Genomic DNA, 26,722 nt, shown 5'->3' with positions numbered 1-26,722 from the left:
TATAAGAGATAGAATAAAACTCCATTCGTATGAAAATTATATTTCATACGAATGGAGTTTATTTAATTTACTTTCCCACCTTTATTATTAAGGAATTCAGGATTAATTTATTGGCCGAATACTTTATTTAAAAGAAGTGATAATCGTTACATAACCTTTTTTATTTTTTTCGGGATTTCTTTCGTTTGCGAATTAACATCTTCTTTTTTTAGCTCTTTAAAAAGAGAAGTGACCATAAGAACGACTACAATAGAAAATGGTAGCGCAGCAATTATAGCTGCAATTTGTAGTGCATTTAACCCTCCGGCTTGTAATAAAAGAGCTGCAATGATCGCGATTGTTAATCCCCATATAAGTTTTAAACTATTTTTCGGTGATAAGCTTCCGTTACTCGTTTGCATTGAAACAACAAATGTTGCCGAGTCGGCAGAAGTAACGAAAAATGTGGCTACTAAAATTAACCCGATAACCGTTAAAAATGTAGAGAATGGTAGGTGCGAAATAACAGCAAATAATCCAATCTCTGTACCATTTTTTGCGATTTCATCAGCTATCCCAAGCGATTGGAACATTTCCATATGGATAGCGGTACCGCCAAATACTGCAAACCAAAATGTACAGATAAGAGTTGGGACTAATACAACTCCAATAATAAATTCTTTTATTGTGCGCCCTTTAGAAATACGAGCAATGAATGTACCGACGAATGGAGACCAAGAGATCCACCATCCCCAATAGAAAATAGTCCAGTTTTCAATCCAAGAAGAAGATTTTTCACTAAATGCTCCTAAATTTAATCCCATACTAGGTAAAGCGCCGATATAAGAACCGAGTGTAGATGTGAAATATTTCATAATAAATACAGTTGGTCCTAAAATTAAAAAGGAGACGAGTAAAATACCTGCGAGAGAGAAATTCAAGTTACTCAAATATTTAATCCCACGATCTAAGCCAGTTTGCGCACTTGTTAAATATAAAACAGCGAAGATAGCTATAAGTACGAGCTGAGTAAGTAAAGTGTTATGAATAGAAGGGAATAAATAGCTTAATCCTCCGGCAATTTGTTGAGCACCAATCCCAACAGATGGCACAATGCCAAATACTGTGGCTAAAACAGCCAAAATATCGACTGTTTTTCCGATAGGAGAATTTTTCGATCGATTAAATAATGGAGTAACTGTAGCCCCAATTGTGCTACCTTTTTGTTTGCGGAATGTGAAATATGCAATTGTTAAAGCAACCATCGCGTATAGTGACCACGGAAAGAGTCCCCAGTGGAAAAATGAATATTGCATAGCGAGTTTGGCGCTTTCCTCTGTACCTGCTTTTCCTGTTAATGGATCTGTAAAATGTGAAATCGGTTCAGCGATTCCATAGAAGAGGAGTCCAATCCCCATTCCTGCTCCAAACAACATGGATAACCAAGATGAATAGCTGTATTTTGGTCTTTCTCCATCTTTACCAAGACGAATAGAACCGTATTTTGAAAAGGCTAAATAAGTAGCTAAAACAAGCATTGTGGTCATAAGTAGAGAGTAAAACCATCCAAATTTATTGAGGATAAATGAGTTTAAAGAAGATGTGATACTTTGTAAATCATGGCCTTGTATCCAGCTTGCTGGTATGACACCCCATATAATAAATAAGGTTGTAAGCAAGATGGAGATATAAAATACACTGTTCTCTTTTTTTATCATAGAATCCCACCTTTATTTAATAAAGTTAACAATTATATTAACCATAACAATTAAAGGGTGAAATGTCAAAAAATTCTCTTTTTAATATTTGTAAAAGGGAATTTTGATTGTTATAAGTTCATAATCAGCGGAGGTTAGATAAAGGAAAGGGTGTTCACGATATGTACAAATTATAGGAAGAAATAATATGAAATATTGCATTTTATATTGTTACATCCAGATTTTATGTTAAATTCTTGAATGGAATATTAAAATAGGGGGCAAGGATATGAACAAGAAATCAAAGATCAATAAAGTGATGCTTAGCATTAGTACAATGGCTTTATCGTTAGGGGCACTTCAAACTCATGCAGTAGCGGAAGAAAAAGTACCGTATAATGTGCTAAAAACGAAACCGGTTGGAATTGAAAAGCCAGTAGATGAAGTTGGGCATGTTTCAAAAGTTGATGAAACCTTATCATTTCAAGAACGTTTAAAAGTAGGCGATTTTTCACAGCGACCAGCATCTATTACGAAGAAAACGGCAGTAAAGCAAGTTAAAGAAAGCTATTCAATGGCTGATTTAAACAAAATGAATAATCAAGAATTAGTTGAAACATTAGGCAGTATTAAGTGGCACCAAATTACAGATTTATTCCAGTTTAATGAAGACACAAAGGCCTTTTATAAAGATAAAGGAAAAATGCAAGTCATTATAGATGAATTAGCTCATAGAGGTAGTACATTTACGAAAGATGATTCAAAAGGAATTCAAACGTTTACTGAAGTGTTGCGTTCCGCTTTTTATCTGGCATTTTATAATAACGAATTAAGTGAATTAAATGAAAGAAGCTTCCAGGATAAATGTTTACCTGCTTTAAAAGCAATCGCAAAAAATCCAAACTTTAAGCTTGGTACAGATGAACAAGATACAGTCGTATCTGCATACGGAAAATTAATTAGTAATGCATCAAGTGATGTTGAAACAGTTCAATACGCATCAAATATTTTAAAGCAATACAATGATAATTTTACTACTTATGTAAATGATCGAATGAAGGGACAAGCAATATACGATATTATGCAAGGGATTGACTATGATATACAGTCGTATTTAGTTGAGGCCCGTAAAGAAGCGAATGAAACGATGTGGTATGGAAAAGTAGATGGGTTTATTAATGAAATAAATCGTATTGCTCTTTTAAATGAAGTAACGTCAGAAAATAAATGGCTCGTTAATAATGGTATTTATTTTGCAAGCCGTTTAGGGAAATTTCATAGCAATCCGAATAAAGGATTAGAGGTTGTTACACAAGCAATGCATATGTACCCACACTTAAGTGAACCATATTTTGTTGCGATAGAACAAATTACAACAAATTATAATGGTAAAGATTATAGCGGGAATACAGTAGATTTAGAGAAAATACGTAAAGAAGGAAAAGAGCAGTACTTACCAAAAACGTATACATTCGATGATGGATCAATTGTGTTCAAAACAGGAGATAAAGTATCAGAAGAAAAAATTAAGAGATTATATTGGGCTGCGAAGGAAGTAAAGGCACAGTATCACCGTGTAATTGGAAATGACAAAGCATTAGAGCCAGGAAATGCGGATGATGTGTTAACAATCGTAATTTATAATAGTCCAGATGAATATCAGTTAAATAGACAATTGTATGGGTATGAAACAAACAACGGTGGAATTTATATCGAAGAAACAGGAACATTCTTTACATATGAGCGTACACCAGAGCAAAGTATTTATAGTTTAGAAGAGTTATTCCGTCATGAATTTACTCATTATCTGCAAGGGAGATATGAAGTTCCTGGTTTATTTGGAAGAGGAGATATGTATCAAAATGAAAGGTTAACTTGGTTCCAAGAAGGAAATGCAGAGTTTTTCGCAGGCTCTACTCGTACGAATAACGTTGTACCAAGAAAGAGTATAATTAGCGGATTATCATCTGATCCTGCAAGCCGTTATACTGCAGAGCGCACACTATTTGCTAAATACGGTTCTTGGGATTTCTATAATTACTCGTTCGCATTGCAGTCTTACTTATATACGCATCAGTTTGAAACATTTGATAAAATTCAAGATTTAATTCGTGCGAATGACGTGAAAAATTATGATGCATATCGTGAAAATCTAAGTAAAGATCCTAAGTTAAATAAAGAGTATCAAGAGTATATGCAGCAGTTAATTAATAATCAAGATACATACACTGTACCAGAAGTAGCTGATGATTATTTAGCTGAACATGCAACGAAGTCGTTAACAGCGGTGAAGAAAGAAATTAGTGATACGTTGCCTATGAAAGATACAAAAATGACAAAACATAATTCTCAATTCTTTAATACATTTACATTAGAAGGTACGTATACAGGTAGTGTCACAAAAGGTGAATCAGAAGATTGGAAAGCAATGAGTAAAAGAGTAAATGAATCTTTAGAACAATTGGCGCAAAAAGAATGGAGTGGCTACAAAACTGTTACAGCATACTTCGTCAATTATCGTGTGAATAGCTCAAATGAATTTGAATATGATGTAGTCTTCCATGGAATCGCAAAAGATGATGGAGAAAATAAAGCTCCGACGGTTAATGTAAACGGGCCTTATAATGGAGTTGTAAAAGAGGGAATTCAATTTAAAAGTGATGGCTCAAACGATGAAGATGGAAAAATTGTTTCTTATTTATGGGAATTTGGAGATGGAAGCACAAGTGCAGAAGTGAATCCAGTACATGTATATGAAAGAGAAGGTTCTTATAAAGTATCGTTAAGAGTAAAAGATGATAAAGGAAAAGAGAGCAGAAGCGAAACAACTGTTACGATTAAAGATGGAAGTTTAACAGAATCAGAACCAAATAATCGTCCAGAGGAAGCAAATCGTATCGGGCTAAATAGTACGATAAAAGGTAATCTTATTGGCGGGGACCACACTGATGTTTATACATTTAATGTAGCATCAGCGAAAGATATCGACATTTCTGTTTTAAATGAGTATGGAATTGGGATGACATGGGTACTTCACCATGAATCAGATATGCAAAATTATGCGGCTTACGGTCAAGCTAATGGGAATCATATAGAAGCAAAATTTAATGCAAAACCAGGTAAGTATTACTTGTATGTATATAAATATGATAATGGTGATGGAACATACGAATTGTCAGTAAAATAAGTACTTTTCCAATGTATGTTTAACTTTACTTTTTGTGGAAAATAGTATATTATATAGATATATAATATATCGGTTATTTTCTAGGAGGAGCCTGTCACAATAGGTTTCTCCTGTTCTTTTTTAGAGGCCTGTCTTACAGGCTTTTCTTTAAAGGGTAAATAACTGAAAATTTAGAACGATAATCTTTGAAAGAGGTGGGGCATACACATAACAAAAAAGGGATTGTTTAAGAGAGGGGGATAAGAAATGGCTTTGTTTGGTTATCCACTTGAAACAATTTATTTATATGGATTTATTATTGCTACTATACTCACTGTAATTTATATCTTTTTTGGAGATATATTTGAATCCATATTTAGTTTTGGAGGCGGATCTGTATCCGTTGTTACTTTATTACTTAGTTTTTTCGCCATGTTATGTGGACTTAGTTATATAGGAGAATATTTATTTTCCTTTAATAGTATTCTTATTTTTGGGGCTGCATTTGCTATATCTTTTATCGGTGTATTCATCATGAAAATACTAATTTTAAAACCGATTGCAGAAGCAGAACAAAACACGGTGCAACGTATGGATGAATTCATCGGTTGCAAAGGAGAGGTCATTACGACTATTCCTACAGAAGGGTTTGGTGAAGTATTAATTTCCTCCCAATTTGGAAACAATGCAATCCTAGCTAAAACAGTTGGAAAGAAAGATATTTCGCAAGGAACAGAGGTTATTATCGAGGGAGTCCAAGATGGTGTTTTACTTGTACAGAACATCGCTTATTCTTTAAAGAAACCAAAATTATAAGGGGGAATTTACATGACGATTCCATTAATTATCGGTGGAGTATTACTCGCAATTTTAATTCTACTCATTTTAGTATTCATTACAAAGTATCGAACAGTTGGACCAGATGAAGCATTAATTGTTACTGGAAACTGGCTTGGTGGCGGGAAAAATGTAGTTACCACTGATGATGGAAAGAAGATTAAGATTATTCGTGGTGGCGGTACTTTCGTAGTTCCGATTATGCAAAGAGCAGAGCCTTTAAGTCTATTAAACTACAAATTAGAAGTGGGAACACGTGATACGTATACGAAACAAGGTGTACCGATTACAGTAAATGGTGTTTCTATTATTAAAGTAGGATCTACCATTGAAGAAGTTTCTACAGCAGCTGAACAATATTTAGGAAAAGAAACAGAAGAGTTGAAAATAGAAGCAAAAGAAGTTTTAGAAGGTCATCTACGTGCTATTTTATCTTCTATGACAGTAGAAGATGCCTATAGTAATAGAGAGCAATTCGCTCAAAAGGTACATGAAGTAGCTTCTACAGATTTAAAGAAGATGGGACTTCGCATCGTTTCCTTTACAATTAAAGAAATCATGGATAAGAACGGTTACTTAGATGCACTTGGTCAGCCACAAATTGCGATGGTTAAGCGTGATGCAACAGTTGCAAATGCAGAGCGTGAAAAAGAGGCACGAATTGAAAAAGCTCGTGCTGAGAAAGAAGCAAAAGAAGCTGAGTATCAACGTGATGCACAAATCGCTGAAGCTGAAAAACATAAAGAGTTAAAAGTACAATCTTATAAGAGAGATCAAGAACAAGCTCGCGCAGATGCAGATCTTTCCTATGAATTACAACAAGCAAAAGCGCAACAAGGTGTTACAGAAGAGCAAATGCGCGTTAAAATCATTGAACGTGAAAAGCAAATTGAATTAGAAGAAAAAGAGATTGCGCGTCGTGAAAAGCAATATGATGCAGAAGTAAAGAAAAAGGCAGATGCAGATCGCTATGCTGTTGAACAATCAGCAGAAGCGGAAAAAGTAAAACAAATGAAAAAAGCAGATGCAGATCAATATAAAATTGAAGCGGAAGCAAGAGCACGTGCAGAAGAAGTTCGTGTAGAAGGTTTAGCGAAGGCGGAAATCGAAAAAGCGCAAGGTCAAGCAAAAGCAGAAGTACAAAAAGCACAAGGTACAGCGGAAGCAGATGTTATCAGATTAAAAGGTTTAGCAGAAGCGGAAGCGAAACAAAAAATTGCAGAGGCATTTGAGTTATATGGCCAAGCGGCGATTATGGATATGGTTCTTAACATGCTTCCAAGTTATGCGAAGGAAGTTGCAAGCCCACTTAGCAACATTGATAAAATTACAGTTGTCGATACAGGTGGCGGTGGTAAAAATAGCGGCGCCGGAAAAGTTGCAGGTTATGCGACTGATTTAATGGCAACGATGCAAGAAACATTAAAAGCTTCTTCTGGCATTGATTTAAAAGAGTTATTAGAAGGATTTGCTGGAAAAGGAGCAGTACAACAATTATCAAACGATAAATCTGTTGTATCTGTAGTAGAAGATGCGAAAAAAGAAGTAGAAAAAGATAAAGAATAGTAAAGCGGGAGGAACCTCTAGTAAGTGAGATACTAGAGGTTCTTCAGTGAATTATAATATTTCGAATAATATACATTTTTATATATTGTTTTAATTATTTAATTTATATAGAATGAAAAAGGTATGTATCAATTCTTTATGATGTAGAAAAAGATAGAGAGTCTCATCGATACATTTAAATTGTATTATTTTTATAGAAAGATTAAATGTTAATTAATTACATTTAAAACGGTATGGAGGGGTAGAAGTATGTTTCAAGGGAAATTAAGGAGTAGTAGTTTAAAAACAAAGTTACTTGTATCATTTATTATTATTTTAATTCTTCCAAGTATTGTAATTGGTTGGACGTCTTATCAACAGGCGAAGACGAATTTTAATGGTAACTACTCAGCTTAATTAGGAAAAAGGGCATACCAAATACATGTTTTCATTCGAAAACATAAAAAAGAAAAGACTCCAATAAGAGAAAGAATCTAAATCAAACAGAGAATTTCTCTTATGAAGTTGTGCGATTCCAAGGAACCGTTCCGGTTTCTATAACTTGTCCTATCGCTTGTAAGACAGATTGTTTTTGTTTTTTCATGGTACTCATAAAGCTTCGTATCTGGCAAAAAGATTCTGCGCCTTTCTTACTTCGGAAAGTCCCAGACACTTTCTGTTTGACTTTCGTCATTCGAATATCCCGTTCCGCTTGATTATTATCAAATGGAATGTCTGGATGTTCTAAGAATGCTAGAATTCTGTCAGCATATTTGACGAAGCGATTCCATAAATTTTGAGCAGGCGTCTGCTTTCTTTTCTTTTTTAATTCTGTAGAAAAGACTGGTTGTTCTTTCAATATAGCTTGATAAACAGTAAACAGGTGCTGTTGCTTTACTTTTGGCAGATTTCCTTTGTATTGTTTTTTCAGCGTTAAAGCTTGCGTGAGAAATTTCTGCATCTGTTGCGCCCATTTTTGCCCCGTACTATCTATAATTCCTTGCAAATCTCGTAAGAGATGGGCATTACATAATACATGTCGGCAATCTGTATACGCATCATACGATTTCCAACCATCATGCATCGCAATTCCAGAAAAAGACGGTAAAATTCCGCCCGCATCCATTGCTTCTTTTCCGCGTTTGTGATGAATATGTTGCAATGTCACCTCCGGTGTACTGGCAGTATGTAACCATTGTGTTTTGTTTTCTACACGCATACCGGTTTCATCAAAATGGACAATAGGAGACTGCAGGATCTTTTCCGTTACTTTTTTTATGAATGGCTGCAATTGAGAAGCGAAAGCCTGTGTATGATTTACCAGGGTTCCTTCGCTTATAGAATGTCCAAAACAATCCTGAAAGAATTCTTTTGTTCGCTTCAAAGAAATGCATTGATAATGCGTTAAATAGGGAATCAGTCTTTTTATATTTGGACCATATTGAACAGGACGAGATACTGTCGAAGGAAATTGGGCTTCTTGGATAGAATGGCAATGTGGGCATTCTTTCTGTTCTACTTTATGTTCTGTCACTTCAATCTGAATAGGTGGTAAGTCATACACTTGGCGAATGCGATACCCTTTTACAGGCTCGTGGTTCAAGGAAGTATGACAACAAGTACAATATGTAGGAGAATGTGTAATCGTATGATCTGGAGTCGCTGTCAAACCAAGAGTATGTCCCTTGTGGCCTAACTGGCCACCGGTTTGACGATGAGACGGTTTGCGCAAACTTTTTGTAACAGGCTTACCTAAACCATCTGTAGAAGGTGGCTTATGACTATTTTTGGAGTTTTTTTTTGAAGCATTTTCTAGTTCTTGTATACGTTTTTCTAATTTAGAAAATGTTTCTTCAAATAAAGAAATAACAGCTTCAGGTCCTTTTTTATATGTATCTAAAATAATTTTTCGATCGACCATAATATTCACCTCCCCTGTTTGATATACTCAGTATTTACAAATAGGAGGCATATGAAACTAGTAAAATTAAAAAAAGCCACCGAAAGGTGGCTGAGTAGTTACTTTTAATGAAACGATTTTGAACTCGGCGAAAGATAATATAAAAATTTTGGATAATGTAATTAATAAAGAATTGGATAGTAAAAAAATAGATGCAACTTATTTTACAAAATTATTCACACAATCAAGTTACCAAGCAGATCAAATTCAAAACATACAAAATAAACTAGAAGAATACAATAAACTGCATCCAGAAATGGAAGCAATCTATACAGGATCTAGTAATGGACAGTTTATTCAATCACCAGCTATTCAGATGCCAGATGGATATAATCCTACAGAAAGAGATTGGTATAAAGAGGCAGTGAAGAAAAGCGGAGAAGTAATTGTAACTGCTCCATATAAGTCAAAAACGACAGGTAATATTGTTATTACACTAGCAAAACAAAATGAGGATAAAAGTGGCGTTCTTGGGATTGACTTAATCATTAATGATATTGTTACTACTTCCAAGATGGTTAATATCGGTAAGGAAGGGTATGTAGCAATATTTGATCAAGATAAAAATGTAGTAGCGCACCCGACACTGAAGCCAGGAGAGAAATTAGAAGAGAAACTTAGTAAAGAATTGTATAAACAGGAAGCTGGGGATGTTCATTATTCGTTAGATGGTGAAGATCGTAATATCACTTTTAAAACGAATAAGAAAACTGGATGGAAAATAGCAGGAATTATGCCTTCCAAAGAAATTATCGAAGCGGCTGAACCTATTTTCTATAAAACAATAACTGTTCTTGGAATTTCGCTACTAATCGGTGGGATTGTAATTTACTTCATTATTGCGTCTATTATTAAACCGTTAAAACAACTTGTTATATCATCGAAGAAGATTAGTGAAGGCGATTTAACAGAATCAATTACAGTTCATTCTAAAGATGAAATTGGACAGCTAGGAGAAAGCTTTAACGAGATGGCTACATCGTTACATAGTGTCATTTCCAATATAAACATTTCAGCAAGTCATGTAGCAGCATCTTCAGAAGAATTAACAGCTAGTATGAAGCAGACAAGCGAAGCAACGGAACAAATTACACAGGCGATAGAGCAAGTATCGAGTGGTGCAGAAATACAAACGAAAGAAGTTGAAGAAGGAGCAACATTGTTAGAAGAAGTTACAGAAGGAATTCAGCGTGTTGCAGATAGTTCTTCATTAGTATCTACAGCCTCTATGTATACGAAGAAAAAAGCTGAAAATGGTGGGACGTTAGTTGAAAAAACTGTGAATCAAATGCAATTAATTCATGATTCTGTTTCACAGTCAGACAAAATCATTGGTTTGTTAGACGATAAGTCGAAACAAATTGGAGCAATTCTTGAAGTGATTCAACATATTGCAGAACAGACAAATTTATTAGCGTTAAATGCGGCAATTGAGGCTGCGAGAGCTGGAGAGCAAGGAAGAGGATTTGCAATTGTAGCAGATGAAGTGCGAAAGCTAGCAGAACAATCAGGAAAGTCTTCTACGGAAATTGGAAAACTAGTGAAAGAGATTCAATTTGATATAAAAGAAACAGTAAGCTCTATGAATCAAGTTGGAACAGAAGTACAATCAGGACTTGTAGTTGCAAATGAAACGAAGCAAAGCTTTGCCGAAATATTGAAGTCTACAAATGATACAGTTGTACAAATTGATAGCATGGTAGATGTAGCAAAACAAATGACGGTAGATGCAAAGCAAGTAAGTGCATCTATTAATGAAATTGCAGCTACGATTGAAGAAAATGCGGCAAGCGTTCAAAATATTGCTGGTTCCTCTGAGGAACAATTAGCTTCAGTAGATGAAATAAATGCAGCAGCAGTTCATTTATCACAAATGGCAGAAGAATTACAAGAGATGATTGGTAAGTTTAAAATATAATAATAAACTGTTAAGAAACGAAGTAGTGCTTATGCTTCGTTTCTTTTTTTATGAAGATAAAAAAGAAAGAAATATATAGTAAGCGTGTTATGATAATAAAAAACTGTATTTTCTTTAAATTCTATCTTTAATTATGTTAGGGGAATGGTTTTGACATTGAAAAAATTAAAACTACAACCGAGAATTACATTAACTATTAGTACACTTATTCTTGTTGTACTTTTGCTAACAAGTTATTTATTTTTTTACATATTATCTGAAACAGTAGAAGAGCAAATTGGTAAAAGGGCCTTGCATGTTGCGAAAACAGTTGCTGCGATACCAGAAATTCAGGAAGCTTTTCAAAAAGAAAATCCAGCTTCTATTATTCAGCCAATCGCAGAAAAAATTCGAATTGATACAGAAGCTGACTTTATTGTAGTTGGAAACAAAGAGGGGATTCGTTATGCGCATCCTGAGCGAGATAAAATAGGAGAAAAAATGGTTGGCGGAGATAATAAAGGCGTTTTATTAGAAGGGAAATCTTATGTTTCGAAAGCTAATGGATCGTTAGGCCCTTCATTGCGTGGGAAAGTCCCAATCCGTAACCAGGAAAATGAAATTATCGGTGTGGTGTCTGTTGGGTTTTCAATGGCTGATATTCATGGAGCAGTAGAAGTGTATGGAAAGCGTGTATTTTGGATTACAGTAATAGGTCTTTTAATTGGGGTAATCGGCTCTATATATTTAGCGGGAAGTATAAAAAGAATGATGTTCGGGATGGAGCCAGAAGAAATTTCATCTTTATATGAAGAGCATAGTACAGTGATTCAATCTGTACGTGAAGGGATTATTGTAATCGATAAAAATGGCATGATTAGTTTAGTCAATCAAGCAGCTTATGATATTCTTTCGCTAAATAAACAACAAAATATTATTGGGGAATTTATTTTAAATGTAATTCCTAATTCAACGATACTAGATGTACTTCAAACTGGTGAAGAACAGTTTGACCGCCAATTAAATATAAAAGGACAGGCTGTTATTGCGAACCGTCTACCTATTAAAGTAAAGAATAAAGTAACTGGCGTTGTATCGAGCTTACGTTTGAAATCTGAAATGGATCAGTTAACAGCAGAATTGTCCCAGACGAAGCAATATACAGAGGCATTGCGGGCGCAAACGCATGAATATAATAATTTATTGTATACGCTTTCGGGTCTTATCCAATTAGAATCATATGAAGATGCTTTAGAGCTTATTCATAAGGAAACAGCGGTATATCAAGATTTTGTTCAATTTATTATGAAGCGGATTCAAAATCCATGGCTAGGTGGAATTTTAATTGGATTTTATAATAGAGCACGAGAGTTGAAGATTGATTTTATGCTAGATAGAGAAAGTGGTTTAGACAAATTAAGTCCACATATTGAGAGTAATTATGTCGTTTCTATTTTAGGGAATTTAATTACGAATGCATTTGAAGCAATTGAAAAAAATGAAGAGAATGATAGGAAAGTAAGGATGTTTGTAACTGATATTGGAGAAGAAATATTAATTGAAGTGGAAGATTCAGGGCAAGGGATTCATGATGAAATAATTACTAGCATATTCTATAAAGGCTTTTCGACGAAAGAAGGAGGAGAGCGAGGATATGGATTAGCAAAAGTGAAAGAGTTAGTAGAAGATTTAAATGGAAGTATTGCAATTGAAAAAGGGGATTTAGGTGGTGCGTTATTTATTATTGCACTACCGAAAGAGAGAGGCGAATAGTAATGGGTGAGGAGATTGAAGTATTAATTGTAGAAGATGATATTCGGATTGCTGACATTCATCGTCGTTTTACTGAAAAAATTGAGGGATTTAAAGTAATTGGAACGGCAACGACTGGAGAACAAGCGAAAGAATGGCTAGAGCTTGTGAAGCCACAGCTCGTGTTATTAGATGTGTACTTACCTGATATGCAGGGAACGGAACTTGTCACATATATTAGGAATCATTTGCACGATACAGATATCATTATGATTACAGCGGCATCGGAAACAGATGTAGTGAGGCACGCCCTGCGGGGCGGAGTAACAGATTATATCGTAAAGCCACTAATGTTTGATCGATTTAAAGCAAGTCTAGAAGGCTATCAAAAAAAGATTATACAGTTAAAGAAGAACAATCAATTATCTACGGAACAAATTGAATATTTATGGTCTCAAAGAGGTGTGAAGGGAGATCAAATAGAATATGCCCCGAAAGGGATAGATCCTTATACTTTAGCGAAAGTAAAAAAGCATATGTTAACAGTTAATGAAGAAGGGATTACAGCAGAAATGTTAAGCTCAATGATTGGAGTAAGCCGATCAACGGCAAGGCGCTATTTAGAGTATTTGATATCTGGGAAGAAAGTCCACGCAGAGCTAATATATGGAAGTGTTGGGAGACCGGAGAGACGTTATTTTCTTGCTTCTTCATAATAAAAAACAGTAGAGGATTTTATTTCTTCTACTGTTTTTTTGCATCTTATATTGGAATAATCCCAATTACAATTCCGGTAATTAACATAACCATTGTCGTTCCAACGGCCCACAATAAAGTGAAGCGTTGATGTTCACCGAAATCAACTTTGGCCATTCCGACCAATAAATAAGTGGAAGCGACAAGAGGACTTAATAAGTGAACGGGTTGCCCAAGTAAGGAAGCGCGTCCCATTTCAGCTGCACTAATTCCGTAAGTAGCAGCAGCTTTCGTCAAAATAGGTAATACCCCGAAGTAAAATGCATCATTAGACATGAAAAATGTGAATGGCATACTAAGAAGAGCTGTAATAATTGGCAATTGTGGTCCAAGTACATCTGGTATAAGAGTTACTACACTGTTAGCCATCGCATCTACCATTTTTGTTCCGGATAAAATACCAGTGAAAATACCGGCAGCAAATACGAGAGAAACAACTGCTAATACATTCCCTGCATGAGAAGCAATACGTTCTTTCTGTTGTTCTAAGTTTGGATAGTTAATCATAACAGCAATAGCAAAAGCGACTGTAAATAAAACAGGTAACGGCATAACTTCTAGTATGAGACAGACAAGTAATGTAGCGGTTAATAAAAAGTTAATCCATAGAAGTTTAGGACGTTTATGTACTGCGGCTTCGACAGTTGCAGCTTGCTCATCCATTGTTTGCATTTGTTTTAAATACTGTACATCCATAATTCCTAAACGTTTTCTTTCTTTTTTTCCAAGATAGTAGGCAACGAAAACAACCCAAATTGCACCAGTAATCATTCCTGGAATAAGAGGTGTAAATAATTCGGAAGCATCAAGCCCAAGTGCGCTCATAACACGAGCTGTGGGTCCACCCCAAGGTGTAAGATTTGTTACCCCCGCCCCTAACATAACAACTCCAGCTAATATGAGGGGGTTCATTCCAAGGCGCTTATATAGTGGATACATTGCGGAAACTGTAATCATGTATGTTGTTGTACCGTCACCATCTAGAGAAACGATAATAGTCAATATAGCCGTTCCGACAACGATTTTTAAAGGATCTCCTTTTACAAATTTTAAAATCTTACTAATGACAGGATCGAATAAACCGCTATCAATCATAATCCCAAAATATAAAATAGCGAACATAAGCATAATACCAGTAGGTGCTAATTTTTGAATTCCCTCTAACATCATAGGCCCCATATTGGCATAGAATCCGCCAATTAATGCAAAAACACTCGGAATTAATATTAATGCTACTAGCGCTGACATACGTTTCGTCATAATTAAAAACATAAAGACAAATACCATCGCAAATCCAAGTAGTGCTAACATGTAATTTCCCCCTCAAAAGAATGATTGCGCTTTCAAAATAGAATAAAAATTCAGAAAAAGGTTTTTTATTTATAATAAAAGCATCTATTCAAATGGTAAATAATTTGAAAAATAACATCATTAGAAGCATAATTTTTATTTTGTTCATTTTGTTCACGGTAGTTAATTTGAATTTTTAAAAAGTAAGCTGCTCCTCGTAAGAATGGTAGAATAAGATGAAAATAGTGAAGTGTGAAATAGGGAGTAGATGTTATATGAAAACGAGAATTGAAGAGATTTATAGCTCTTATGAAGGAAAAGTAGAGGAGATTTTTATTAATGAATCTTCTTACGTATATGAATGGGAAAAATTACTGATGATCCGAAAAAATGACGGTGAGCTAAAAAAAATTGCAGTCGGGATTAGTGGAAATATAAGATTGGTAAATGTAGAAGTTGGACAGGAAATTAGTGCGGATACATTATTAGTTAAGTTAGAAGATGATTTGTTAATTACAGGCTGCGAGTGATGAGAGATGTGTAGAAATAACTACACATCTTTTTTTGTTTCCTATATTACAAAAAGCACATTGTTTTTTCACAAATCTCACACAACCTTTTGGTATTCTTTTCGTGAAGTATACGGTTTCTAGGGAGGAATATTGATGAAAGTAAAATATGTTGTACTTGCTATATGTTTATGTTTCATATTTACAGTAGTCGGGTGTGGGAAAAAGGAAACAGCAGCTGTTGCCATTGATGAGAAACATGATAAATGTGATATTTGTCAAATTGGGGTAACAGATAATCAATTTGCAACAGAAATTATTTTAGAAAATGGAAAAGCGTTAAAGTTTGATGATATCGGTTGTATGTATAAATGGATGGAGATCAACTCAGATGAAAAGACGAAAGAGAAATTTGTTCGAGATTATGATTCGAAAGATTGGATTTCGTTAGAAGACGCTACTTACGTATATGATAAAACAATAACGACACCGATGGCTTATAATGTCATTTCATTTAAAAATAAAAAAGATGCAGAGAGCTTTGTATCTAACTATAAGGGGAAAGTTCTTTCGTATAAAGAGCTAGCAGAGCATAAATGGGAAATGAATAAAGAGATGATGGGGAAACCGAAAGCAGGAAATCATGGTGGACATCATTAATAATAGAAAAAGACAACTATATAGTTGTCTTTTTCTATTATTACTCAGGTGCAAATATAGAAAAGGTGTAAAATTTTTAGAAGAACGGTTACAATGGAATATAGTAACCTAAAGCAATCATTTATCCCGCATTAACGGGCAGTAAGATCCCCACCTCAAAATTTAGTGAAAGCAAAGAATTTAGGTGGAGATCAACTGCCCGTAAAAGCCCGATTGGTGTGGGCTAATAATTAGTGGTGGATGAACAAAACCCCCACTAATTAAAGTTTCACTTTATGTACTTTTTAGAAATGTATACAAATGCGGTAAAAACGTGCTAAACTAATTGCTTCATAATGTTAATGATGGGGCCATCAGGCGTATCATTTCAATAGGTTGAGAAACATAGTATAAGCTTAAGATAATCTGATTAAAGAAGGAATCTAAAGGGCTTATGGATAAATGTACTCAAGAAGAGTTATTGTATGTGATGGAGGAATGGTTAAGAAAACATTATCTTTCATAGGAGCTGTAGTTGTGAGAAAACAAAAAATTTTATTATGTATTTTATTAGGACTTTTAATGACGGTAGTGGCTTGCGATAAGCAAGAAGAACCAGAATCGAAACCGGTTCATGTGAAAAATGAAAAGAAAAAAGAGAAGCATAAAGAACAGGAAGAATCTAAAGAAGAGAAAAGTATAAATTTAATGGACAAACAGTTGTTACTTTCAGCTACTCTTGGAGACACAGAGACAGCTATGAAGTTGATTCAGGATGGAGCGAATATAAACGTAGAAGGTGACAACGGAGAAACGCCTGTCCTTGCAGCGACGTACCAAAATCATGTAGAGACAGTTAAAGCATTAATTGGTGCAGGTGCTAATATTGAAATTAAAGATGAGAAAAAAAGTAATCCACTTCTTTATGCAAGTAGAGAAGGATATACGGATATTGTAAAAGTATTAATTAATGCAGGAGTTAATACGAAAGAAACGACTAAGTCAGGTGGAACAGCACTTATTTCTGCATCTGAGCGTGGCCATGTAGAGGTTGTTAAAGAATTATTAGAGCATACAGATATTGATGTGAATTATAAAAATGAACGTGGTGGAACAGCGCTATTAGAAGCAATTGTATTAGGAAATGGTAGTGAAAACCATAAGAAAGTAATTCAATTGCTTATTGATCACGGTGCAGATGTAAATATGGCTAACAAGGAACATCTGACGCCACTGCAATACGCTGAAAAAAGAGGTTTTAAAGATATTGTAAATATGTTGAGGGTAGCTGGAGCAAATGAAGTAGTACAGCCACAACAACCAGTAGAGTAAAAAACGAAAAATAATCCCATTTAGATAGACAGAATGAAGAAATCAGTTAGTATGATGGATTCAGTAATGTGTATTTGAATGGGATTTTTGTTTTGAACATGAAAAATAGATTATGAATGGATGGTATATGGAGTAAATAAGGAGGATAAAAATGAGGCTCTCAGAACTTGATTTAATAGTAATTCAGGTAGAGGTTTTGTTTGTTCATAATCAAGTCGGAAAAATGAAATATGTAAATGAACAAGGAAATCCGAAAGCACCACGTTTTTTTCTTGGCAGAACTCGTGAAGGGAGTATAACGAGATATCATTGTAATGTGGATGATGAAACGGTAAGTAAGATTGAGAAGTTAATTCAAGAACCTTCAAAGCATATAGAGATAGCAAAGATTATTAATGTATTAAATGAAGAAAGAACAGTGAAAAATATTTGGATGGGTCCTGCTTTCATGTTTCATAGTAATTTACATAAGCCGACTAGAACAATACAAATAACTGAGAAGAATAGAGAGCTTTTGCGAGAAAATTATCCTAATCTAATAGAACAGATGGAATGGAGGAAACCTTATTTTGCAATTGTAAAAAATGAAAAGGTAGTTTCTGTTTGTTGCAGTGCCAGAAGTACGCCCGTAGCTGCTGAGGCAAGTGTGGAAACTTTAGCGGAGTTTCAAGGGAACGGATATGGTACTGATGTTGTTACAGCCTGGGCGATATCATTACAAGAAGAAAAACGCATTCCACTTTATAGTACTTCTTGGGATAATTATGCTTCACAAGCAGTTGCGAGAAAACTAAAACTAATTAACTATGGAATGAATTTACATATTGATTGAATTTTAAGTATTGTTTCGTTCTATTTGTTTATATTTTAATATCTAGATTAATGTAAATAGTGATATGGTGAATATTAACATTCGGTTAACACCTAATTAACAATCTATCAAAACTGACTTAATAAATGCGTAATATAGTAAAGGTAACAAAATAACTAGGGTAGAGAACATTTGAGAACACCCACTTACATATAATGTGCCACTTTCTTAGGTGTGCTCTATTCTCTAGAGTTCAAATAAGGAGAAAGGCGTTCTATGTAAGTAGGTGTTTTTAGTTTGGATAAAAATAGAACAGTTAGGTGGAATGAATGTTTAAAGAATCTTATATTGCGATGATAAAGGATTGGAAAGGATACAAAGCATACAAAAAATTGCCGAAAACAGTTTTTCTTATGACTGGTTCAATGCTGGAATTACCAGAGCGTGTATATGAATTGCAGAAACATGGACATGATGTATTTCTTCATTGTGATTTTATACAAGGCTTAAATACGAATACAGAGGAAGCACTTTTGTATATTGAAGATGTTATCGGGGCACAAGGTATTATTTCAACAAAGGGTTCGACAATTCGAAATGCTAATAAAATTGGATTGAAAACAATTCAACGTATTTTTATTGTAGATACTTTATCCCTTACTAAATCAATTGAAAATTGTAAAACGACTAAACCAAATGCAGTAGAGATTATGCCGGGGATTATGCCTTCTATAATTAAACAGCTAGCAGAGGAAATAGAGTTTCCTATTATTGCAGGCGGGCTGATTCAAACGCGAGAAGATGCGGAAATTGCAATTCGTGCAGGAGCAAGTGCGATTTCAACAAGTCATTATGAAGTATGGATACATGAAGAAAAAAGGAGTGCAACCTTGTGATTGAATTGAAAAATGTTTCAAAGGTATATAAAAATGCAGAAGAGACAGCGGTTAAAGGCGTATCGGTTCATATTAAGAAGGGCGAATTTTTTGTTTTAGTTGGACCTTCGGGATGCGGGAAAAGCACATTATTACGAATGATCGCTGGCTTAGAAGAGATTTCTTCGGGAGATTTAATTATTAATGAACGTGTTGCAAATGATCTAGAGCCGAAAGACCGTAATCTATCAATGGTATTTCAAAATTATGCATTATATCCACACTTATCTGTAGAAGAAAATATTTTATTTGGACTTAAGGTAAGAAAAGTACAAAAAGAAGAGCGACAAAAGCGATTAATGGAAGCTATTGAAATGGTAGGACTGAAAGAGTATGTGAAAATGAAACCAGGCCAATTATCAGGCGGACAAAGACAGCGTGTTGCGCTTGCTAGGGCGATCGTGAGTCAAGCACCAATCTGTTTAATGGATGAACCACTTTCGAATTTAGATGCGAAATTACGTGCGCAAATGAGAATTGAAATTAGAGAAATTCAGCAGCGATTAGGAATTACGATGATTTACGTTACCCACGATCAAATAGAAGCGATGACTATGGGAGATCGTATTATGGTTTTAAATAAAGGAAGTATACAGCAAGTTGGAACACCACTTGACATATATAACGAACCAGCAAACGAATTTGTTGCAAGCTTTATAGGTTCTCCTTCTATGAATATAAATGATGGAGAAGTGGATAAAGAAAAAGGTGTATTACATATAGGGAAATTGCAAATTCCATTATCTATTGGACAGTTAAAGCAATTACCAGAAGGAATAATTCGTATAGGCATGCGTCCTGAGCATATTGCACTGTCTGAGGAAGGACAAGAAGTGACGCTGCAATCTGTAGAAGTATTAGGGAATGAATCTATATTAAACTTTGCGGTAAATGGAACAATTTGGAGTGCGAAAGTCATCGGACAGTTACTCTTGAACAAAGGTGACAAAGTAAAATTATTATTCTCGCAAGAAAAGTTATGCTTCTTTAACGAAAACACGAATGAACGCTTAAAAGTGGTAGCTGAAGAAGAGTTGAAAGTGGTGGCGAAATAATGATCGAAGTAAGTAAGTTACCAGTTCAAACAAAGGTGTCAAAAAAGAAAAAATTATGGGGGAGAACGAAAGATTTAAGAATAGGATTATTGTTTTTGGCGCCATCTATTTTGCTATTTTCGATTTTTCTGTTCTATCCATTGTTTAGGACGATTTACTATAGTTTTTATTTAACCGATATACATGGAGAAGCTAATCTTTTCGTTGGCTTAGAAAATTATCAATATTTATTCTCTGATCCAGCCTTCTACAAAAGTATAAAATCAACTTTACTATTTGTTTTATATACAGTGCCTACGAGTATTATATTTGCTTTGTTTCTTGCATTGATTGCAAATGGAAAGGTAAGAGGTATTGGGTTATTCCGAGTTCTGTTTTCTTCGACGATGGGAATATCAGTAGCTGCTAGTGCAGTGATTTGGCTATTTTTATTTCATCCAAGTGTAGGATTATTTAATAATATATTAGCCGCTATGAATCTTCCTGCAATCGCATGGTTAACGAGTCCGGACTGGGCACTATTCTCTGTATCAGTTACAACAGTTTGGGTGAATACAGGGTTTGCATTTTTAGTTATATTAGGTGGTTTACAAAATATCGATACGTCTTTATATGAGAGTGCATCTATAGATGGTGCTAGTTATTTATATAAGCTTCGCCGTGTTACATTACCGATGCTATCGCCAACTTTATTCTTTATTGTAACCGTAACGTTAATTAGTGCGTTCCAAAGTTTTGGACAAATTGATATTTTAACGCACGGTGGACCGAATGATGCAACGAATTTGATTGTGTACTCGATTTACAAAGAGGCGTTTGTGAATCATCAATTTGGAACAGCAAGTGCACAAGCGATGGTATTATTTGTTTTCATTTTCGTTGCTACATTACTTCAATTTAAGTTTGCTGAGAGAAAGGTGCATTATAAATGATTGTTAAACAGTGGAAACAAAATTTCCTATTATACATGCTGCTCATTATTAGTGCAGTAATGGTATTTTTTCCTGTACTGTATGCATTTTTAATAAGTTTTATGACACCAGACGATATTCAAATGAGAAGGTTATTTCCGACCCAGTTTACTTTTGATAATTTCATTAATATTTTTCAAAAAGTACCACTTTTTACATACTTATATAACAGTTTAATTGTATCGACAGTCGTTATGATTGGACAACTTATCGTATCAAGTTTAGCAGCTTATGCTTTTGTTTTTCTTCAGTTTAAAGGGAGAAACTTAATTTTCTTCCTGTTTATTTCAACGATGCTGATTCCGTGGGAAGCAACGATGGTGCCTAACTTTTTAACGATTCAAAACTTTGGCTGGATCAATAGTTTCGCCGGGATGACAGTGCCGTTTTTTGCAACAGCTTTCGGTATTTTCTTGTTACGTCAACATTTTATGACACTTCCGAATGAACTAAAAGAAGCTGCGTTTATTGAAGGGATTGGAAATGTAAGGTTTTTATTCAGCGTTGTAATTCCGTATTGTAAAACGAGTTTTATTACGCTTGGAGTATATAGCTTTTTAACAACATGGAATATGTATTTATGGCCACTTTTAGTGACCACTGATGAAAAAGTAAGAACAGTGCAAATCGGTGTGAAGCAGCTTCAGTCTCAAGAAGTTGCAACTGATTGGGGAAGCGTAATGGCCGGTGTTACGGTTATCGTTATTCCAACATTGATTTTACTATTTTTAGGGCAAAAGCAATTACAACAAGGATTAACAAAAGGTGCAATTAAATAATTAAGAGAAGGTGAGATTTAAATGAATCTAGTAAAAAAAGGTGCTGCTCTATTAATGGTAGCAACAATGGCATTATCTAGTGTCGCTTGTTCAAATAGTAAAACAGAGGGAAAACCTGAAGCACAGGCAAAAGTAGCACCAGTTGAAAAAAATGGTGATAAAACAGTAATTCGCTTCTGGCATGCGATGGGTGGAAAAACACAAGGAGTACTAGAGGGTCTTGTTGCAGACTATAATAAGTCGCAAAATAAATACGAGATAAAGGCAGAGTTCCAAGGGACATATGAAGAGTCTTTAACGAAATTTAGAACGATGTCTGCAACGAAAGAAGCGCCAGCTCTTGTTCAATCGAGTGAAATTACAACGAAATATATGATTGATAGCAAAAAAATCACACCAATTGATAGCTGGATAAAAAAAGATAAGTACGATACGTCAAAATTAGAAAAAGCAATTACAAATTATTATTCAGTTGATGGAAAAATGTATTCTATGCCATTTAATTCATCTACACCAGTATTAATTTATAATAAAGATGCTTTCGCAAAGGCGGGCTTAGATCCAGAGAAAGCTCCAAAAACATATGCGGAATTACAAGAAGCAGCGAAAAAGTTAACGATTAAAGAAGGCGGAAATGTAAAACAATATGGATTCTCCATGCTTAACTATGGTTGGTTCTTTGAAGAGTTGTTAGCGACACAAGGTGCTTTATATGTAAATAACGAAAACGGCCGTAAAGATGCTGCAAAGAAGGCGGTATTTAACGGTAAAGAAGGACAGAAAGTATTTGGAATGTTAGATGATTTAAATAAAGCTGGCGCACTTGGAAAGTATGGAGCAAGTTGGGATGATATTCGTGCTGCGTTCCAGTCTGGACAAGTTGCTATGTATTTAGATTCTTCAGCAGGTGTTCGTGATTTAATTGATGCATCTAAGTTTAATGTAGGTGTTTCATATATTCCATATCCAGAGGATTCGAAACAAAATGGTGTTGTCATTGGAGGCGCATCATTATGGATGACGAATATGGTTTCAGAAGAAACGCAACAAGGTGCTTGGGACTTTATGAAATATTTAACGAAGCCAGACGTACAAGCGAAATGGCATACGGCAACAGGCTATTTCTCAATTAATCCAGATGCATATAATGAGCCGTTAGTAAAAGAGCAATATGAAAAATATCCACAGTTGAAAGTAACAGTAGATCAACTGCAAGCGACGAAGCAATCTCCAGCAACACAAGGTGCTTTAATTAGTGTATTCCCAGAATCACGAGATGCAGTTGTAAAAGCATTGGAAGCAATGTATGACGGAAAGAATAGTAAAGAGGCGTTAGATGAAGCTGCCAAAGCAACAGATAGAGCAATTAGCATTTCAGCTCGTACGAGTCAAAAATAAGAGAAAGCCGTATCCTTAAAAGGGATACGGCTTTCTTTATAGGGAGATAAGGGATCAAAGAAATGATGAAGTCTTATCTCTTTTATATGAGTAAAGGGTCTAGAGTGAATGTTGTCCTTTTCATTATTTATTCAACTCCATTGCGACTTGTTTACCATTTACGAAAACCTCTACTATCGCTACTACAACTTCCATTACTTTTTTCATCTCTCATCTCTCCTTGTTTTTTGTTTCATTTCTTACTCTCAGTATAAGGAGATACAGTAATTACAACTATCGAATTGGATGACAAGAGACTTACATTGTTGTAAGGATAATAGTTTAGTTTGTAATAAAGTGAAACTTTAATCAATGGGGCTTTTCTTCATCCCCCAATGATTATTAGCCCTCACCAATCGGGCTTTTACGGGCAGCCCTACCCCCACCTAACTTCTTTGCTTCTGCTGAATTTTGAGGTGGGGGTCTTACTGCCCGTTAATGCGAGATAAATTTAATTCAAGGTTAAGATTCGGAATTTTCCGTTGTTTTGAACTATAATTAGAAAGAGGGGGGATAATATGAAAAGAATTCTTGTTATTAGTGATATTCATGGAGAAATAGAAAAGTTCGAACAGTTGTTGAAAGAAGCTCAATATGATGCGAAACAGGATCAATTAATCTTACTGGGAGATTATGTAGATCGTGGTCCAAATGCGCGTGCTGTAATTGAAAAGGTAAAAGAATTGAAAGAAGAGGGAGCTCTCATTTTAAAAGGAAATCATGAAGATATGATGATTAAGGCGTTAACGACAAATGAGGAACGTTCATGGAACCATTGGGTAAAAAGAAATGGTGGAGATAAGACATTATATAGTTATGGATTTCTAGAAGAAGATATTGTGGTTAATGAGAAAGACTTCCAAAAACCGATTTTACAATCTTCTGTATTAGAGGAACATATAAAGTTTATTCAAGAATTAGATCATTACATTGAAACAGAAGAGTATATATTTGTACATGCTGGGGTTGAGCCGATGAAACGAGTTTCTGAATCTGAACCATATACGTTAATGTGGATCCGTAATGAATTTCATAATGGATATAGCGGTGAAAAGGTTGTTGTATTTGGGCATACGGAAACAAAAACGCTTCATAGTAGTGAGGATTGCGGAGTGTATTTTGGTAGTAATCGTATTATTGGAATTGATGGCGGGGCTGTGTATGGTGGTCAGCTAAATTGTTTGGAGTTGCCAAGTAAAAAGGTATATGTAATAAAAAATTGAAAGAGATAAGAGGAATCTTATTTCTTTCAATTTTTTATTAAGGTAAATTTAAGACAAAGTTTTTATAATAAAATTTCAAAATTTTAGAAGGAAATAGTTGAAAATGAAATTACGTAATATAACTACATTCTTTTGTTATGAAGAGAAGAAATGTAATAATAAATAGAATTGAACTATTTGATGGAAGGTGAGAGCATGCGCTTACTTGTAGTAGAAGATAATACTTCGTTATTAGAGTCTATCGTACAAATTTTGCGTGATGAATTTGAAGTAGATACGGCAATAAATGGAGAAGATGGATTGTTTTTAGCGCTTCAAAATATATATGATGCAATTTTGTTGGATGTGATGATGCCAGGGATGGACGGATTTGAAGTGATTCAAAAAATACGTGATGAAAAGATTGAAACACCAGTCCTGTTTTTGACAGCGAGAGATTCTTTAGAAGATCGGGTGAAGGGATTGGACTTTGGTGGAGATGACTATATCGTTAAGCCATTTCAGGCCCCTGAATTAAAAGCGAGAATTCGCGCTTTACTACGCAGAAGTGGTAGTTTAACAACGCAGCAAACGATTCGCTATAAAGGGATTGAATTGTTCGGAAAAGATAAAGACGTTCAAGTAGATGGACAAGGTATTAAGTTGACATTGAAACAATATGAGCTACTAGAGTATCTCATTCAAAATAGCGGGAAGATTTTAATGCGTGAACAAATTTTTGATCGTGTTTGGGGATTTGATTCAGATACGACAGTAGCAATTGTAGAAGTGTATGTGCATCATTTACGTAAAAAATTAGAGCCATTCGGTTATCAGAAAGATATTCAAACCGTTCGAGGTATTGGATATATATTAAAAGAACAATGAAAAAAGGAAGTATGTTTCAAAAGACACGCATTCGTTTGACTATAGTGAATTCATTAGTATTTATCCTATTAATAGGTATATTAGGCAGTATTATTTATTCATACACATATAAGCGTATTTATAATGAAGTGGATCAATCTATAAAAATGATGGCTCAGTATAGAGAAAAATTAGATGTCAAAATACCACCAAGAAAACGCATAGAGAATATCCAGATTGGAGATCCGCGAGTAACTAGAATAACTTGGAATGGGAAAATAGTGAAAATAGAGGGCGATAACCGTAAATTCCGTTCTATTTTTGAAGAGAATTTGGAAAAGTTTTCTCCAAAAAAATTAGGGGAGTTACAAGATATTGAAGTACAAGGACGATATTTTAGAGCATTTTCGCTTCAAAAAGATGGAGAAATAGTTCAAATCGTGCGAGATATAACAGCGGAAGAAAGAATGTTAAATACTTTATTTTTAATCCTCGTTATAGGTTGTAGCATAGGAAGCCTCTGTGCGATAGGTATCGGCTTTTTCCTAGCTGGCAGAGCACTTGTACCTATTCAAAATTCATGGGAGAAACAGCAGCAATTCGTTTCTGATGCATCACATGAACTAAGGACACCGCTTGCAGTTATTCAATCAAAAACGGATGTGTTATTCCAATCACCATCCGCTACGATAGAAGAAAAAGCGATGGATATTTCTACAATTTCAAAAGAATGTAGGCGGTTATCGAAACTCGTTAGTAATTTATTATTGCTAGCACGTTCTGATTCTAATCAAATTGAGATGGATAAGAAAACATTTGAACTTGATAAATTGTTAGAAGAAATAGTAGCTCCATATAAAGAGATTGCTTCTTATCAGGAAAAAGAAATGATACTAAAAGTAGAACGTGGTGTATCTTTTATGGGGGATAGAGAGCGGATTCATCAAATGATGGTCATACTGTTAGATAATGCGATGAAGTATACAAACGAAGGTGGGCATATTCAAATAGATTGTACGCAAACGAGTAGTTCAATTCGTATACAGGTGAAGGATGACGGGATAGGAGTGAAAGAAGAAGATATTCCGAAATTATTTGATCGTTTTTATCAAGGGGATAAAGCAAGAAGTACGTCAGAAGGAGCTGGATTAGGTCTTTCAATCGCAAATTGGATTGTAGAAAAGCATTATGGAAAAATATCAGTAGAGAGCAGATGGGGAAATGGCACTTGTTTTGAAGTGATTTTTCCTAAAAATCAAAAAATATAAGTAAGAAGACGATCTTGTTTTTACAAGGTCGTCTTTTT

Annotated in this window: 20 protein-coding genes and 2 pseudogenes; 19 read left to right on the top strand and 3 right to left on the bottom strand. The window is 34.8% G+C overall.

All coding sequences use genetic code 11. The features are described from left to right. Positions 1 to 146: 146 nt before the first annotated feature. Positions 147 to 1,697, bottom strand: coding sequence for a glycine betaine transporter OpuD (gene opuD, locus MHI28_RS15045; RefSeq protein WP_000591602.1), 1,551 nt, complete (start codon positions 1,695 to 1,697; stop codon positions 147 to 149). Between the two features lie 268 nt (positions 1,698 to 1,965). Between opuD and colA the strand changes: the two genes are divergently transcribed. From colA to MHI28_RS15025, 4 genes and pseudogenes are all read left to right on the top strand, one after another. Then, positions 1,966 to 4,863, top strand: a complete 2,898-nt coding sequence (colA, locus tag MHI28_RS15040; RefSeq protein ID WP_001036432.1) for a collagenase ColA — start codon at positions 1,966 to 1,968, stop codon at positions 4,861 to 4,863. A 246-nt stretch (positions 4,864 to 5,109) separates the two neighbouring features. Continuing rightward, complete coding sequence (locus tag MHI28_RS15035; protein ID WP_001173143.1) at positions 5,110 to 5,658, top strand: NfeD family protein; 549 nt, start codon at positions 5,110 to 5,112, stop codon at positions 5,656 to 5,658. A gap of 12 nt (positions 5,659 to 5,670) precedes the next feature. Then, positions 5,671 to 7,245, top strand: coding sequence for a flotillin family protein (locus MHI28_RS15030; protein WP_000154997.1), 1,575 nt, complete (start codon positions 5,671 to 5,673; stop codon positions 7,243 to 7,245). Positions 7,246 to 7,494: 249 nt separating this feature from the next. Then, positions 7,495 to 7,623, top strand: a pseudogene (locus MHI28_RS15025) (cache domain-containing protein); the annotation flags it as partial. A gap of 118 nt (positions 7,624 to 7,741) precedes the next feature. Here MHI28_RS15025 and tnpC read toward each other — a convergent pair. Beyond that, a complete protein-coding gene (tnpC, locus tag MHI28_RS15020) occupies positions 7,742 to 9,145 on the bottom strand; it encodes an IS66 family transposase (protein WP_340828062.1) in 1,404 nt (467 codons plus the stop codon). Positions 9,146 to 9,248: 103 nt separating this feature from the next. Between tnpC and MHI28_RS15015 the strand changes: the two are divergent. The 3 genes and pseudogenes from MHI28_RS15015 to MHI28_RS15005 form a co-directional block, all read left to right on the top strand. After that, positions 9,249 to 11,102: pseudogene (locus tag MHI28_RS15015) on the top strand (methyl-accepting chemotaxis protein); the annotation flags it as partial. A 144-nt stretch (positions 11,103 to 11,246) separates the two neighbouring features. Continuing rightward, positions 11,247 to 12,854 (top strand): ATP-binding protein, encoded by a 1,608-nt coding sequence (locus tag MHI28_RS15010; RefSeq protein ID WP_003255872.1) that lies wholly within the window; start codon positions 11,247 to 11,249, stop codon positions 12,852 to 12,854. A gap of 2 nt (positions 12,855 to 12,856) precedes the next feature. Further along, positions 12,857 to 13,549 (top strand): response regulator, encoded by a 693-nt coding sequence (locus tag MHI28_RS15005; RefSeq protein WP_000503468.1) that lies wholly within the window; start codon positions 12,857 to 12,859, stop codon positions 13,547 to 13,549. Between the two features lie 46 nt (positions 13,550 to 13,595). Here the strand turns inward: MHI28_RS15005 and MHI28_RS15000 are convergent, their stop codons facing one another. Beyond that, a complete protein-coding gene (locus tag MHI28_RS15000; protein ID WP_000880470.1) occupies positions 13,596 to 14,900 on the bottom strand; it encodes a CitMHS family transporter in 1,305 nt (434 codons plus the stop codon). A gap of 254 nt (positions 14,901 to 15,154) precedes the next feature. Here MHI28_RS15000 and MHI28_RS14995 point away from each other — a divergent pair, with 254 nt between their 5' ends. The 12 genes from MHI28_RS14995 (at position 15,155) to MHI28_RS14940 (ending at position 26,684) form a co-directional block, all read left to right on the top strand. Continuing rightward, entirely contained in the window at positions 15,155 to 15,409 is a 255-nt protein-coding gene (locus tag MHI28_RS14995) for a hypothetical protein (RefSeq protein WP_000857376.1), read from the top strand. Between the two features lie 135 nt (positions 15,410 to 15,544). Next, on the top strand, positions 15,545 to 16,048 hold the full coding sequence (locus MHI28_RS14990) for a nitrous oxide reductase accessory protein NosL (RefSeq protein WP_000865661.1): 504 nt from the start codon (positions 15,545 to 15,547) through the stop codon (positions 16,046 to 16,048). A gap of 441 nt (positions 16,049 to 16,489) precedes the next feature. Further along, positions 16,490 to 17,359 carry an ankyrin repeat domain-containing protein gene (locus MHI28_RS14985; protein ID WP_000287334.1) on the top strand — a complete coding sequence of 290 codons (870 nt, stop codon included), beginning with the start codon at positions 16,490 to 16,492 and terminating at the stop codon, positions 17,357 to 17,359. Positions 17,360 to 17,510: 151 nt separating this feature from the next. Next, positions 17,511 to 18,191, top strand: coding sequence for a GNAT family N-acetyltransferase (locus MHI28_RS14980; protein WP_001239736.1), 681 nt, complete (start codon positions 17,511 to 17,513; stop codon positions 18,189 to 18,191). Positions 18,192 to 18,499: 308 nt separating this feature from the next. Beyond that, a complete protein-coding gene (locus tag MHI28_RS14975; protein WP_000472047.1) occupies positions 18,500 to 19,066 on the top strand; it encodes a glycerol-3-phosphate responsive antiterminator in 567 nt (188 codons plus the stop codon). After that, positions 19,063 to 20,160, top strand: coding sequence for an ABC transporter ATP-binding protein (locus tag MHI28_RS14970; protein WP_000571381.1), 1,098 nt, complete (start codon positions 19,063 to 19,065; stop codon positions 20,158 to 20,160). Before MHI28_RS14975 ends, MHI28_RS14970 begins: the two co-directional genes overlap by 4 nt. Then, complete coding sequence (locus tag MHI28_RS14965; RefSeq protein WP_000573802.1) at positions 20,160 to 21,092, top strand: carbohydrate ABC transporter permease; 933 nt, start codon at positions 20,160 to 20,162, stop codon at positions 21,090 to 21,092. The genes MHI28_RS14970 and MHI28_RS14965 overlap by 1 nt, the downstream gene beginning before the upstream one ends. Continuing rightward, positions 21,089 to 21,910, top strand: coding sequence for a carbohydrate ABC transporter permease (locus tag MHI28_RS14960; protein WP_000635948.1), 822 nt, complete (start codon positions 21,089 to 21,091; stop codon positions 21,908 to 21,910). Before MHI28_RS14965 ends, MHI28_RS14960 begins: the two co-directional genes overlap by 4 nt. A 21-nt stretch (positions 21,911 to 21,931) precedes the next feature. After that, positions 21,932 to 23,308 carry an ABC transporter substrate-binding protein gene (locus tag MHI28_RS14955; protein WP_001055010.1) on the top strand — a complete coding sequence of 459 codons (1,377 nt, stop codon included), beginning with the start codon at positions 21,932 to 21,934 and terminating at the stop codon, positions 23,306 to 23,308. Between the two features lie 557 nt (positions 23,309 to 23,865). Further along, positions 23,866 to 24,570: a metallophosphoesterase family protein gene (locus MHI28_RS14950; protein ID WP_000821983.1), complete on the top strand. Its 705-nt coding sequence runs from the start codon at positions 23,866 to 23,868 to the stop codon at positions 24,568 to 24,570. Between the two features lie 195 nt (positions 24,571 to 24,765). Beyond that, a complete protein-coding gene (locus MHI28_RS14945) occupies positions 24,766 to 25,437 on the top strand; it encodes a response regulator transcription factor (protein ID WP_002162940.1) in 672 nt (223 codons plus the stop codon). Further along, the gene (locus tag MHI28_RS14940; RefSeq protein WP_000715828.1) at positions 25,434 to 26,684 is read left to right on the top strand and encodes a sensor histidine kinase; all 1,251 of its coding nucleotides are present in this window, start codon (positions 25,434 to 25,436) and stop codon (positions 26,682 to 26,684) included. The genes MHI28_RS14945 and MHI28_RS14940 overlap by 4 nt, the downstream gene beginning before the upstream one ends. Positions 26,685 to 26,722: the final 38 nt, after the last annotated feature.

This window comes from Bacillus sp. FSL K6-0268 (genome assembly GCF_038005425.1).
GTDB lineage: Bacteria > Bacillota > Bacilli > Bacillales > Bacillaceae_G > Bacillus_A > Bacillus_A thuringiensis_S.
This window is presented reverse-complemented; position numbering and strand designations above follow the sequence as displayed.

Coding starts and splice junctions, on each gene's coding strand:
- MHI28_RS14995 (WP_000857376.1), top strand. CDS start 15,155: ATGAAAACGAGAATTGAAGAGATTTATAGCTCTTATGAAGGAAAAGTA.
- MHI28_RS14955 (WP_001055010.1), top strand. CDS start 21,932: ATGAATCTAGTAAAAAAAGGTGCTGCTCTATTAATGGTAGCAACAATG.
- MHI28_RS14940 (WP_000715828.1), top strand. CDS start 25,434: ATGAAAAAAGGAAGTATGTTTCAAAAGACACGCATTCGTTTGACTATA.
- MHI28_RS15005 (WP_000503468.1), top strand. CDS start 12,857: ATGGGTGAGGAGATTGAAGTATTAATTGTAGAAGATGATATTCGGATT.
- MHI28_RS15030 (WP_000154997.1), top strand. CDS start 5,671: ATGACGATTCCATTAATTATCGGTGGAGTATTACTCGCAATTTTAATT.
- MHI28_RS14990 (WP_000865661.1), top strand. CDS start 15,545: ATGAAAGTAAAATATGTTGTACTTGCTATATGTTTATGTTTCATATTT.
- MHI28_RS14980 (WP_001239736.1), top strand. CDS start 17,511: ATGAGGCTCTCAGAACTTGATTTAATAGTAATTCAGGTAGAGGTTTTG.
- MHI28_RS14945 (WP_002162940.1), top strand. CDS start 24,766: ATGCGCTTACTTGTAGTAGAAGATAATACTTCGTTATTAGAGTCTATC.
- colA (WP_001036432.1), top strand. CDS start 1,966: ATGAACAAGAAATCAAAGATCAATAAAGTGATGCTTAGCATTAGTACA.
- opuD (WP_000591602.1), bottom strand. CDS start 1,697: ATGATAAAAAAAGAGAACAGTGTATTTTATATCTCCATCTTGCTTACA.
- MHI28_RS14960 (WP_000635948.1), top strand. CDS start 21,089: ATGATTGTTAAACAGTGGAAACAAAATTTCCTATTATACATGCTGCTC.
- MHI28_RS15000 (WP_000880470.1), bottom strand. CDS start 14,900: ATGTTAGCACTACTTGGATTTGCGATGGTATTTGTCTTTATGTTTTTA.
- MHI28_RS14950 (WP_000821983.1), top strand. CDS start 23,866: ATGAAAAGAATTCTTGTTATTAGTGATATTCATGGAGAAATAGAAAAG.
- tnpC (WP_340828062.1), bottom strand. CDS start 9,145: ATGGTCGATCGAAAAATTATTTTAGATACATATAAAAAAGGACCTGAA.
- MHI28_RS14965 (WP_000573802.1), top strand. CDS start 20,160: ATGATCGAAGTAAGTAAGTTACCAGTTCAAACAAAGGTGTCAAAAAAG.
- MHI28_RS14985 (WP_000287334.1), top strand. CDS start 16,490: ATGTACTCAAGAAGAGTTATTGTATGTGATGGAGGAATGGTTAAGAAA.
- MHI28_RS14975 (WP_000472047.1), top strand. CDS start 18,500: ATGTTTAAAGAATCTTATATTGCGATGATAAAGGATTGGAAAGGATAC.
- MHI28_RS15035 (WP_001173143.1), top strand. CDS start 5,110: ATGGCTTTGTTTGGTTATCCACTTGAAACAATTTATTTATATGGATTT.
- MHI28_RS15010 (WP_003255872.1), top strand. CDS start 11,247: ATGGTTTTGACATTGAAAAAATTAAAACTACAACCGAGAATTACATTA.